General features: G+C 44.7%; 11 protein-coding genes. 4 read left to right on the top strand and 7 right to left on the bottom strand.

What is annotated here, in order from left to right; translation table 11 throughout:
- Positions 1-134 precede the first annotated feature (134 nt).
- Positions 135-491: a DUF3221 domain-containing protein gene (locus tag NZ043_RS25200; RefSeq protein WP_091030073.1), complete on the bottom strand. Its 357-nt coding sequence runs from the start codon at positions 489-491 to the stop codon at positions 135-137.
- A 173-nt stretch (positions 492-664) separates the two neighbouring features.
- Here NZ043_RS25200 and NZ043_RS25205 point away from each other — a divergent pair, with 173 nt between their 5' ends.
- Both NZ043_RS25205 and NZ043_RS25210 read left to right on the top strand, forming a co-directional pair.
- Positions 665-967 carry an immunity 53 family protein gene (locus tag NZ043_RS25205; RefSeq protein WP_339309541.1) on the top strand — a complete coding sequence of 101 codons (303 nt, stop codon included), beginning with the start codon at positions 665-667 and terminating at the stop codon, positions 965-967.
- 41 nt (positions 968-1,008) lie between these two features.
- Positions 1,009-1,740: a hypothetical protein gene (locus NZ043_RS25210; RefSeq protein ID WP_339309542.1), complete on the top strand. Its 732-nt coding sequence runs from the start codon at positions 1,009-1,011 to the stop codon at positions 1,738-1,740.
- A 111-nt stretch (positions 1,741-1,851) separates the two neighbouring features.
- Here NZ043_RS25210 and sdaAA read toward each other — a convergent pair whose 3' ends face one another.
- From sdaAA to NZ043_RS25230, 4 genes are all read right to left on the bottom strand, one after another.
- Positions 1,852-2,727: an L-serine ammonia-lyase, iron-sulfur-dependent, subunit alpha gene (gene sdaAA / locus NZ043_RS25215; RefSeq protein ID WP_339309543.1), complete on the bottom strand. Its 876-nt coding sequence runs from the start codon at positions 2,725-2,727 to the stop codon at positions 1,852-1,854.
- A gap of 44 nt (positions 2,728-2,771) precedes the next feature.
- Positions 2,772-3,440 (bottom strand): L-serine ammonia-lyase, iron-sulfur-dependent subunit beta, encoded by a 669-nt coding sequence (sdaAB, locus tag NZ043_RS25220; protein ID WP_091030065.1) that lies wholly within the window; start codon positions 3,438-3,440, stop codon positions 2,772-2,774.
- 4 nt (positions 3,441-3,444) lie between these two features.
- Positions 3,445-4,887 carry a M20 family metallopeptidase gene (locus NZ043_RS25225; RefSeq protein ID WP_133384914.1) on the bottom strand — a complete coding sequence of 481 codons (1,443 nt, stop codon included), beginning with the start codon at positions 4,885-4,887 and terminating at the stop codon, positions 3,445-3,447.
- 94 nt (positions 4,888-4,981) lie between these two features.
- On the bottom strand, positions 4,982-6,226 hold the full coding sequence (locus NZ043_RS25230) for an MFS transporter (RefSeq protein ID WP_240768021.1): 1,245 nt from the start codon (positions 6,224-6,226) through the stop codon (positions 4,982-4,984).
- Positions 6,227-6,372: 146 nt separating this feature from the next.
- On the opposite strand from NZ043_RS25230, the gene NZ043_RS25235 reads away from it, so the two are divergent.
- On the top strand, positions 6,373-8,442 hold the full coding sequence (locus NZ043_RS25235; protein ID WP_339309544.1) for a helix-turn-helix domain-containing protein: 2,070 nt from the start codon (positions 6,373-6,375) through the stop codon (positions 8,440-8,442).
- A 23-nt stretch (positions 8,443-8,465) separates the two neighbouring features.
- Here the strand turns inward: NZ043_RS25235 and NZ043_RS25240 are convergent, their stop codons facing one another.
- The gene (locus NZ043_RS25240) at positions 8,466-9,080 is read right to left on the bottom strand and encodes a TetR/AcrR family transcriptional regulator (RefSeq protein ID WP_249910558.1); all 615 of its coding nucleotides are present in this window, start codon (positions 9,078-9,080) and stop codon (positions 8,466-8,468) included.
- Positions 9,081-9,256: 176 nt separating this feature from the next.
- Here NZ043_RS25240 and NZ043_RS25245 point away from each other — a divergent pair, with 176 nt between their 5' ends.
- The gene (locus tag NZ043_RS25245) at positions 9,257-9,994 is read left to right on the top strand and encodes an SDR family NAD(P)-dependent oxidoreductase (RefSeq protein ID WP_339309545.1); all 738 of its coding nucleotides are present in this window, start codon (positions 9,257-9,259) and stop codon (positions 9,992-9,994) included.
- Between the two features lie 131 nt (positions 9,995-10,125).
- On the opposite strand, the gene NZ043_RS25250 is transcribed toward NZ043_RS25245, so the two are convergent.
- Positions 10,126-10,998: an AraC family transcriptional regulator gene (locus tag NZ043_RS25250; RefSeq protein ID WP_339309546.1), complete on the bottom strand. Its 873-nt coding sequence runs from the start codon at positions 10,996-10,998 to the stop codon at positions 10,126-10,128.
- Between the last annotated feature and the right edge of the window lie 152 nt (positions 10,999-11,150).

An 11,150-nucleotide genomic window follows, 5' to 3' on the forward strand; every position in this document is an offset into this window, starting at 1 on the left:
TAACGAGAGAAGAGGGCGGACGGATTTAACCGCATGAGATTTAACTCCGAACTCTTGAAACCAAAATGGTAAAAAGACCATACGTTCGTGGAAACGTTAAGGTCTTTTTATCGTTTTGAACAATCGAAGGATTCTTAGCCTATTTGTTCAATACTCACAACCGTTCTAATGGGTGGCGAGGGTTCTAGTTGGTCAAAGCCAGCAGTGATTCTTACTCTTTGCCCTACTTCAAATGTTTCATATGTTTCTCTATCGACCAAATAATACGAAGCTTCCTGGTCTTGTGCTAGTTCTATAAAATCCTCAAGATTTCCATTCTCCAGGTCTTCCTTACTTATATTTTGTAGTACAAGAAATTTGTACTTGTCATTTTCATCTGTTTTAAATACTACAGTGCCCTCGAAAACTGGATAATTCTCTTTCTCATCCTTGTTAGAACAGCCCGCAAGTATAATCATACTAATGAAGATAAATAATATTATTTTTTTCATAATAACCTCCTTGATTTGAAATAAAGTTATCCCCTTGCTTTTAAGTATACCCTACGTAAAAAAAAGTAAATTATTACTAAAAAGTAATTGATACGAAAAAAGTATGACATATGGCATGAGGATTCCTTTAAATTATTAGTTCCTAGAGTAGAAAAAACTAAAAAGAGGTCACAATGATGGATACCCTAAAATGGATTCAAAGCTGGTATTATGAAAACTGTGACGGTGATTGGGAACATTCATACGGTGTGCGAATTGATACTGTAGATAATCCTGGTTGGTCTGTCGAAATCGATTTGACGGATACATATTTAGAAGATCTGCCATTTGATTCAATTGAAGAAGAGAGAAATGAACAAGATTGGTTCTACTGTATCGTGAGAGATGGAGTGTTTCACAGTGCAGGGGGAGCAAGAAATTTAGAAGAGATGCTTCATTGCTTTAAAGATTGGGCTTCAAGTTTGGATATAAGTTAATAATGCAATAACCATCGGGAGTAATCTAAGGAGAGAACCATATGTATCTAAAAGAATTTAATTTGGATTTACCGTATGTTGTAGATGATGAAAATATTGAATCCATAATGAAAAAGCAAAAATGCGAGCGGAACGAAGCAATAAAATTAGATTATGCGTTGAATTGGAAATGGAAAAGACGCTCTTTTAGTTTGGAAACTCGCTGTATTACAGCGATGTATGAACGTCTATTTGGGAAATACAATACGAAAGATTGTCGGAAAGTCCTAATAGAATGTGTAGAAAACATTACGGATGAACGGATTGTTAACGTTTCTGGTGTGTGTTCGGTACCAATCCAATTTAGTTTGAATGACTTTAATGAAAAAAATGAGTTGGAGAAAAAAAAGACTACGCTTCGACTGCTAATGGAAGGTATAGAGAAACTTGCTCTACGTAATAATTGGGAGGTTGATCCATTTAGGGAGATAGCTTTGCAAATAGAGGCGTTAGATTATGCAAATGAATGGACTTGGAAAAAAGACTTGAAGAGCCCTAACAAGAAGCACAATGCTAGAGTCATTTGCCACCATAATGTAGATAGCATGGACATATTCCTATCTATTTTACAACGAGATGGTACGCAAGTACTTTTAGAGAAGGTCATATCAGAACAACCAGATGAATTTGCCTATGCTAAACATCTAGGTGAACTTACATGGGTATCTGATTTTGAAGTTGCTTTAATTAATAAAACAGGCACTGAAAAATTTTATGCAACCCTAGAACATTAATTATTTTGCCTCTAGAAAACATTGTCCAGCTGGTGTCATGGTCTCTTTTATTATTAGGCATGCATTTACCTTGAGGTTTTTATTCCTCTCGTATAAATGACATGCCTGTTTTTATTTATGCTGTAAATCCCTTGTAATTTTACGTCCCGTTGGTGTCTGGGCGAGGCCGCCGCCGGCTGTTTCGCGAAGAGATTCAGGCATGGCTGATCCAACCTCCAACATGACCTGCACTACCTCATCCGAAGGGATGATGCTGCGTACGCCAGCAAGAGCCATATCGGCGGCTCCCAGAGCAGTAATTGCACCAAAGCCATTGCGTACGATGCATGGTATCTCGACCAATCCGGCTACCGGATCACAGATCAGGCCCAGGGTGTTTTTCAGAGCAAGTCCAACGGCATGAATCGCCTGAGAAGGGGACCCGCCCCGGATATCCACCAACGCCCCGGCTGCCATCCCGATGGCAGAACCCACTTCGGCTTGACAACCTCCTTCCGCACCAGAGATGAACGAATTATTGGCGATGACGTAACCAATGGCTCCAGACGCGAACAGGCCGTAAACCATTTGTTCATCGGACCACCCAAACCGTTCCTGGCTGCTAATAAATACACCGGGAATGATGCCGCAGGAACCCGCCGTCGGTGTAGCAATAATTCGACCCATCGAGGCGTTGACCTCAGAAACTGCAAGGGCGTAACTCATCGACAGACTGGCATGGTCGCCAAGTAAGGATTGTCCATCTGCGCGGTAACCCATCATTTTGCGGGCATCTCCGCCAGTCAAGCCGCTTTTGGAAGTAGTATCGGTATGCAGACCTTGATGCACCACACTTTTCATAATTTCATAGTATTCTTGCATTTGGTTGAAGACAGCATCCTTGTCTTCGCCCGATTCATGACATTGCTCTTCCAGCATGAGCTGGCCGAGGGTGAGATTACGGGTCTCCGCCAGTTCAGCAAGTTGTTTTAACGTTTGAAAATTCATTGGCGAAACTCCTTTTTTAAGAAAGCTGAAGTCAGATATTTAAGCTATAGACAGAGTAGAGTGACATCATGGACTTCCGGGAGCACCTCAATCTGGTGGACCACGACAGGATCCATCTTGCCATCACATTCTAGTACCATCATAGCTTCACCGCGCCGATTCTTTCGATCCACGGACATGTGTCCAATATTAATGTGATTATCCACGAGCAACCGAGTGACGATGGCAATGACGCCCGGTTCATCGCTGTGACGGATGATGAGTGTAGGATAGAGCGACGTCAATTTCAGGTTATAGCCGTTGATCCGGACGATTTCGATATTTCCTCCGCCGATCGATGTGCCTACCATATTCAATGTACGATTTCCCGCAGCGTTGGTTAATGCAATCTCGGCCGTGTTCGGATGAGGGTACAGCCCCGTCCCCGGACGGATGATGGTTTCCATACCAGCAGTGTCTGCATGGGCAAATGCATCAGGCAGTCCGGGGTCATCCGTGTCCATGTCCAGCAGACCACCCACGATGGCGGTGTCGGTTCCATGTCCTTTGTACGTTGCGGCAAAAGAACCAAACATGAGGATCTCAGCATGTGAGGGACACTCCCCGAACAGATGTCTAGCTGTACGTCCAATCCGTGCTGCTCCAGCGGTATGGGAGCTTGAAGGTCCAACCATGGCTGGACCAATAATAGAAAATACGTCTTTGAACCTCACGGTCTTATTCTCCCCGTTTCGGAGGTTGCACATCTGCCGGAACGAGACAGTCGTAGGATTCCCCACCGAGTCTGTCCAGTAATTCCTGCTGCGCTTCCTTGACGATCTCTGGATGTAAAATGGATTCAATGGCCGTAGCCGCCATCGCTTTAGCTGCGAGCAACATGCCTTTGTGAGCAAAGCTGCTCTTGCCCTGAGCAACGGTTTGCCATGCGTGAAGCGGCGTGCCAAAGGCCATCGTGGTCGTGATACATTGTGCTGTCGGCACATTCCAGCTAACATCTGCTACATCGGTTGAACCACCCATGAACGTTTCCCGCTCATCCGAATACGGAGCAATAAAATTTGGTAGGGGGCGTTCAGCCAAAAGCGGCGCAAGCTCAGGGCCAACTAACGCGCCAGCTTCCTGTTGGTTCTGTAGGGGCAGCGTCTCATAGATCGCTTTGGCATAATTGTATTCATCCTCTTCATACTCAGGTGCGCCGAAGGCAACGAGATGTTGATGCATTATTTTTTCAAGCGTACTGTTCGGAATCAGGTTGGCGCAGGCGCCTTCATATTTGAAGTTCATCGTTGTTTCGGTCATCAGGGCAGCCCCTTCGGCCACTTTCACCAGACGTTCAAACAGACTACGTACCTGTGCGCTCTTGGGAGCTCGAACGAGATAAGTGACCTCGGCTTCCGCTTGCACTACATTGGGAGCCAAGCCGCCTGAGTTCGTGATCGCATAATGAATTCTGGCCTGATCAATCATATGTTCACGCATATAGTTCGAACCGATATTCATCAGCTCAACCGCATCGAGAGCACTACGTCCCAGGTGAGGAGCGGCAGCAGCATGAGCACTAATGCCTTTAAAGGTAAATGTGCCGTGAATGACAGCATTGGAGCTTCCATGCATAACGGCATTCAAGGAATGAGGATGCCAGGAGAGAGCGGCATCTACATCTTTAAAATAACCTTCGCGAGCCAGATAGGTTTTACCATATCCACTTTCCTCGGCAGGACATCCGTAAAAGCGCACCGTTCCTGGGTTTTCCGGATGTTCCTGAAGATAGTCTTTGACCGCAACTGCAGCAGCCAATGCACCAATGCCGAGCAGATTATGCCCGCATCCATGACCGTTTCCACGCGGCTGAACAGGTTGATATGTGCTGATTCCGGCTTCCTGGCTGAGATCAGCCAGGGCATCGTATTCGCCCAATAGAGCAATAACGGGCAACCCCGAACCATAGGAAGCGATAAACCCGGTTTCCAATCCTGCCACACCTTTCTCAATCGTGAAGCCTTCGGATTCCAGCATCCCCATAAGCAGCTCTGCTGATTGAAATTCATCGAAACGTGTCTCTGCAAAGCCCCAGACTCGGTCACTGGCATTGGTGAACATATCGCGTTTTCCTTCAATGGCTTCCGAGATAAATTGAGTCAAATCTACAGTTGTAGTCATAATTCATAGCACCTCTTATTCGTTAAAATGGTTGTATTGTCGTATAGAACATGAACTAAATGTCGAAGTAACATGTGGCGGCAAACTCTTGTGTTTATACAGCTTTTGCTTGCATCTCAGTTGTGTTATCCTGATCCGAATTCGAACGACGAGAGAACATCAAGGTAATGGAGCAGATCAGAGCGAAAGCAATCAGCATCATAAAGGCGGTGGCATAAGATCCCCCGGAAGCTTCAACCAGGAATCCGATCAGCATCGGAGTCAGAAAACCTGCAAGCTGAGCTCCTGTGTTAATGAATCCATTGGCTGTTGCGACGACAGATTCGGGCATCGTTTTAAGGGACTTCGAAATGATCAGTGTTGAGATAAATCCGGCCATTGCCGTAACGATTGTCATGTACGTAATGAATGTGGTGATGCTGCCCGCGGAGCCCATCAGATACAGGAACAAGGCCACAAGTACACCGAACACAGAAGCGATAATTCGATCTTTGCCTGCCGGGATACGGTCAAGCACATATCCGCTGAGAATCATGGTGAAAATGCTGACCAAAGCCGGAATGGCGGCGAGCAATCCCATTTGAGTCATATCCAATCCCCGGACATTGACCATGTACGTCGGCATCCAGGATTGAAGCCCCCAGTTCACTGCATAAATGCTGAAGTAGCTGATGAACAAATTCCAGATCATGGGCGTCTTCAGGACGGTTTTCAGTGATGTTTTGGGTTGTTGGCCCGAGCCGGAGGTCGCAAGTGCAGGCTTGGCGGGTTCTTTTAATAAAAAGAACATCAAGGCTGTGATGAGGATCCCTACCGCACCAATGATATAGAACAGGTTGCGCCAGCCAATGGTCACAAGGGCGTGTCCGGTAAGAATCGGAGTAATTACCCCCATAATGGCTGCGGATGACAGCATAATGGACATGGCTCCACTGCGCTGATTAATGGGAAAGTTTGTGGCAATCGCTTTGGAACCGGAAGGGAAGAAGCTGCCTTCTCCGATCCCAAACAGGAAACGAACAAAGATGAGAGAAAACAGCGACCAGGCTGAACCCGTCAGAATAGTGAACACAGACCAGGAGAATAAGGAAACGAGAATAACTTTCCGATAACCGAAACGGTCGGCGAGTGCTCCGCCTGGAATTTGCATAATGGCATATCCGAGAAAAAAGCTGCTGAGGATAATTCCTTGTGCGGAAGCACCTAGGCCCAGATCCTGAGTAATGCCTACAATGGCATAGTTGATGACGAAACGATCCAGGTTGCCAAGACACCAGCCGAGAAACAAGAGAGTGAGAACAATGTACTTGAAGTGTTTACTGTGCATGATTTTAGACATCGCGTTACCTTCTTTCTCATCGAATGTTAACTAAATTTCTGTGTTGCTTTAAAGTTACATGATGAAGGGGTTCCAAGACAATGTATATCTCTGTATAATTATCTGAATCATGATGTGAAAACCTACATTGACAGGAGGCGGCTGCGTTGAATGGAATCTTACATAAAATCCTGCAAGAACGCTTGGGGAACTGTGATTATGAGGTGTGGATCAGCAGTAACTGGGCGGATTGGGTACTGATCGAAGCGATAGGCAGAAGAGAAAGTACACCGCCTTGTTTTGCGGAACAGCTTCCACTGCAACATCCCAAAGTAGAACGGGAATCAGAAGAAAAGATGTTAGTTTTTCTTCCATACAATAACAATATATGTGTGGCTATCCGGGTATTTAAGAATTGGGAGTTTTCTGCGGAAGATTTAGTTACACTATCGTCTTTGCTTTACCCATACTATACGGAAGCTGTGGCAAGCAAGAATGAACGAGCCTTGAATGAAATCATGAACAGCATTAGGGCTGTGACTCAACTTCTGGATCTGAACGAGTTGCTTGGACGGATTTTGGTAAGTGCACTATCGGTTATCCCTTATGAGTGCATAGGTGTGTTGTGGAGGTATGACCCTGCGATCGACGCGTTAACGGTCAAGGCAAGAGCAGGGGAGATGGGTGAAGGCATGCTGAGGATGAAACTGAAACCAGGTGAAGGGATCATTGGGAACACCTTTAAGCGAGGTACACCAAAGCTCTACAACGGTTTATCTACAGTAGAAGACGACTTTGGCAATATGACATCGGACAACAAATATCATCTGAATTCAGCGTACAATTTTCAAAATATAGGTTCAATTATTTCGGTGCCTATCAAGGTAGAAGGTCAATCGGATTGTGTGTTAATCGTTTATCAAAAAGGAAGGGTCCCGCTATTCACGGAGTCGGATGTGCGACTGCTGCAAAGCTTTGCAGATCAGGTTTCGATTGCGATCACAAATGCCAAACTTTACGAGAATCTGAGCAAACAGAACGAGACACTCATGAAACGGGATGAGATTCACTCCTCGCTTATGCGGCTTTCGCTGCAAAATAAGGGCGTGGTATCTATTGTTAACGAACTGACACGTGTTATTGGCGTACCGATGACCTTTGTGGATTTTATCGACAACGAATGGATTCCGAAACGCAGCAAAATCATGAATGGCTGGAATACAGAAAGTCTTCGCAGCTTATACGAATCCTTGCATCATCCAGATTATCTGACGTGTATCGAGGGAGAAGCCGACCGATCGTATCAATATCTGTATCCAATCGCTTCAGCCAATCAGTGCCTTGGTTATCTCATTATCCAGATGAACACAAAGCTTGAACCATTGCAGTTGATTGCGCTGGAGCAGGGAAGCTCCATTTTGGCCCTGGAATTGATGCGCAAACAGTCCCTGGCCGAATTTTATTTTAAAAAAACACAGCAATTTTTCAACGATTTGAGGCTCAGTCAGGATTCTGAGGATTATTGGCAGAAGTCCGGGGAGATCGGAATCGTTCCTTCAACCTCCATCGTGGTGGGACTGCTGGAGTTTGCGGAGTGGGTCAACCCTTCTACGCTTAGCGCGTTGTCTGTTCAATTGGTAGCTTATCTAAGAGACAAAATGCCAGCAGGAGCGCTGCCCATTGCGTTTGGCAATGAAAGACGAATTACAATACTGCTTATGCTAAACGAGTCGCACAAGCCAGGCAAACTGGAACAACAGTTCAGCGCATTACTGCCGGAGTGGGAACATCGTAATCATGTGAAATTGTTGGGAGGATTAAGTTCAGTGCGGTCTGGGGTCGATGCCATTAATACGGGATACCAGGAAGCGGACAAGGCGCTTGCATACCAGAAGACAAGAGGAGAACAGGGGACGATCCGATATACGGATATTGGTGTTAACCGGTTGTTTATCCGGCAACCGGCTGAGGATTTAAATGCATTTATGGCAGAGATATTTGAGCCGCTTCGGCCTGCCAAAGGGCAGACCAGCGGACTAGAGGAAACTCTCATGACGTATATGGCGTGCGGAAGTTCTGCGGTCCAAGCTGCGGCAGCACTTCATATTCATATCAATACTTTGTATCAGCGTATTCATAAAATCGAAGAGATTCTGGGCATGTCCCTGAGTAATCAGGAGCATCTGCTCCATCTGCAACTGGCCTGTTATCTAAAGCAGACATATCGTTCATCATGATTTTCAAATCAACTTACTCGAGATCATGATTCAAACGTGTTACCGACATAATGAAAAGAGTGAATATGCGTTCTGGTGAGTTCAATCACGTTTTTGATAAATGCCTCGCGTGACTCACGATATCCGCTTAATATCCAATTGTTCAACAGTCCAAAAAAACCGTAGGCGGTATAGTATTTGAAATAGTCCATGTTAACTGGCGAGTTGTTGATCGTCTCAAAGACAAATTGCTCCTGATAGATTTTGAGTATGGTTTGTGGAAAGCCTGTATGTAAACCAGGTAACGTATCATCGTATTGAATCAGTTCGAAGAAGTCACGGTGTTCGTAGATATAATCCACGATTTGAAAAGATTCGGCATCCAGCTTGTTTGTTGAAACCTTTTGACCGTGCCAATAGGGTTTACCTACTGCGCCCCTCAATCCTTCGAGTGTCATACTCAACAACTCTTCGGCGAGAATATACTTATCCTGGTAGTGTAAGTAAAACGTACTGCGATTATAACCGGCCTGATCAACGATGTCTTTGACAGAAACACCATGGAATCCTTTTTTCTTAATGAGCTGAATCAGAGCGGTTTTCAGGTGCTCCTTGGTTCGATTACGATGTTGAGATGTCACAATAAGTTCATTATTCATTCAAAAAAACTCCTATAAATATAGACATAGTTTTATAAAGTGTCTACGAGGTAGACACTTGGTCACATCTTAATGATTGGATTGTTACAATTTTAAGCATAGAATTAGTTTTGTAAACATCATATAGCACTATTTATATAGGCGCTATTCAAAATATTATACTGGGGGATTTATTCATGGGCAAACTTCAAGATAAAGTTGCAGTCATCACAGGAGGAGCATCCGGGATTGGTGCAGCGACAGCTCGCTTATTCGTTTCCGAGGGAGCAAAAGTGGTCTTGGTGGATCTGAATGAGGAAAAAGGCAAGGCGTTTGAGCAGGAACTGAAAGCGCTTAAAGCAGAGGCTCTCTTTATTAAAGCAAACATAACAAGTGAAGAAGAGGTTTCTGAGATTTTCAAACAAACCGTAGAAACATTTGGTCAAGTGGATATCGTATTCAACAATGCGGGAATCGGACGTGTTCATCCGACGCATGAGCTTGATTATGCCGAATGGCGCAATACAGTCAATGTTGATCTGGACGGCGTTTTCTTGGTCGCTCGAGAATCGATTCGCGAAATGCTCAAAATTGGCGGAGGTACAATCGTCAACACGGCTTCCATGTACGGGTGGGTTGGTTCGCCTGGTTCAGCAGCCTACAATGCAGCTAAAGGCGGCGTTGTGAATCTGACTCGTTCCCTCGCGCTGGAGTATGCTGAGCAGAATATTCGGGTGAACTCCCTTTGCCCAGGCTTCATCGATACACCGATTATCCCGGAAGAGAGCAAGCAAGCACTTTCTGCGGCAACACCAATGAAACGTCTGGGTCAAGCAGAAGAGATGGCGAAAGCCGTTCTGTTCCTAGCTAGCGACGATTCTTCATATATGACAGGAAATAGCCTGATCGTAGACGGAGGATACACCGCTCAATAAGTGCAGCAGTGTCGAAGTACACAAGAAAGAATATAGTTCCATTAAAAGTCGCTATTCTAGCGGCTTTTTTTGTTTTTATTAGTACAAGAGCAGTTCCCGAGCCAAGGACATCTAGCAAACAGCGAGTTTAGCTACTCATAATAGATGGCCTCATAAGGAAACTCTAACTTATTCAAACGATATTCTTTGGGCGACATGGACATATATTGACGAAAAACTTTGCCGAAGTAGCTGGGACTCTCAAAGCCGCAATGTTGGCCAATTTGAGAAATCGGAAGTTCCGTTGTGCGGAGTAGCCGGATTGCAACCTCAATGCGTCTGTCTTTGAGATAGGCTAGCGGTGATGTTTTTTCGGATTTCTGAAATAACCTGCACAAGTAGTGTTTATTGATATCACAATGACTGGCCAGCAGATCCAGTGTCAAAGGGGAGGCATAATTCTCTCGAATGAACTTTTTACATTTCTCAATCGTTGTTATGGATAGGGCACCGATATCCTTCTCCGCATCCCGACTCGTCTGTACCAAGATAAGCAACCACCGATAGACTTGCATGGACAAGCGATACTTTTCCGTAACTTTCTCTTGATGAATCAAATGGATAATTTGCCATAACTCTTGAATCAAGGGAGAGTCCGCGTTTCGTCGAATGACATGTCCCTCATTATCATGGATCATATCCCAAATTCGGTTGGCTTCATCCCCGCGAATATTGATCCATATAAATTCCCACGGTTCGTTGTTCTCTTGTTTATAGTAATAGCAATGTTCTCCGGAGATTTTAACAAGTAGGGCATGCCCCTTTGGTAAAGGAATCGTTTGATTTTCAATATCCAGATAACCCTGACCATTAAGTGTGTATTGAAAAACGACGTGCCCCGGGTCCGGTCTATCATCACTTGGACAACGATATTCCTCGCTTGAAACGATCTGCCATCCAATAGAGTCAAGTGTCATGATTGATGTATCGTCATTACGAAAAGCATAAGAAACCGTATGAACCATCGTTTCATCTCCTTCCTAAAAAAGTCAATTATTTTATATAATACGTCACATTTTTTAGATTGTCTGTCTTTTTTTAGACCTGTAAGATAAATGTAAGCGGTAACATAAAGAGGAGGTGGCTGTAAATTGTGTTCATTTGACAACAAACAGGG

The organism is Paenibacillus sp. FSL k6-2145, assembly GCF_037976585.1.
GTDB lineage: Bacteria > Bacillota > Bacilli > Paenibacillales > Paenibacillaceae > Paenibacillus.

Coding starts and splice junctions, on each gene's coding strand:
- NZ043_RS25205 (WP_339309541.1), top strand. CDS start 665: ATGATGGATACCCTAAAATGGATTCAAAGCTGGTATTATGAAAACTGT.
- sdaAA (WP_339309543.1), bottom strand. CDS start 2,727: ATGAATTTTCAAACGTTAAAACAACTTGCTGAACTGGCGGAGACCCGT.
- NZ043_RS25245 (WP_339309545.1), top strand. CDS start 9,257: ATGGGCAAACTTCAAGATAAAGTTGCAGTCATCACAGGAGGAGCATCC.
- NZ043_RS25250 (WP_339309546.1), bottom strand. CDS start 10,998: ATGGTTCATACGGTTTCTTATGCTTTTCGTAATGACGATACATCAATC.
- NZ043_RS25210 (WP_339309542.1), top strand. CDS start 1,009: ATGTATCTAAAAGAATTTAATTTGGATTTACCGTATGTTGTAGATGAT.
- NZ043_RS25225 (WP_133384914.1), bottom strand. CDS start 4,887: ATGACTACAACTGTAGATTTGACTCAATTTATCTCGGAAGCCATTGAA.
- NZ043_RS25240 (WP_249910558.1), bottom strand. CDS start 9,080: ATGAATAATGAACTTATTGTGACATCTCAACATCGTAATCGAACCAAG.
- NZ043_RS25230 (WP_240768021.1), bottom strand. CDS start 6,226: ATGTCTAAAATCATGCACAGTAAACACTTCAAGTACATTGTTCTCACT.
- NZ043_RS25200 (WP_091030073.1), bottom strand. CDS start 491: ATGAAAAAAATAATATTATTTATCTTCATTAGTATGATTATACTTGCG.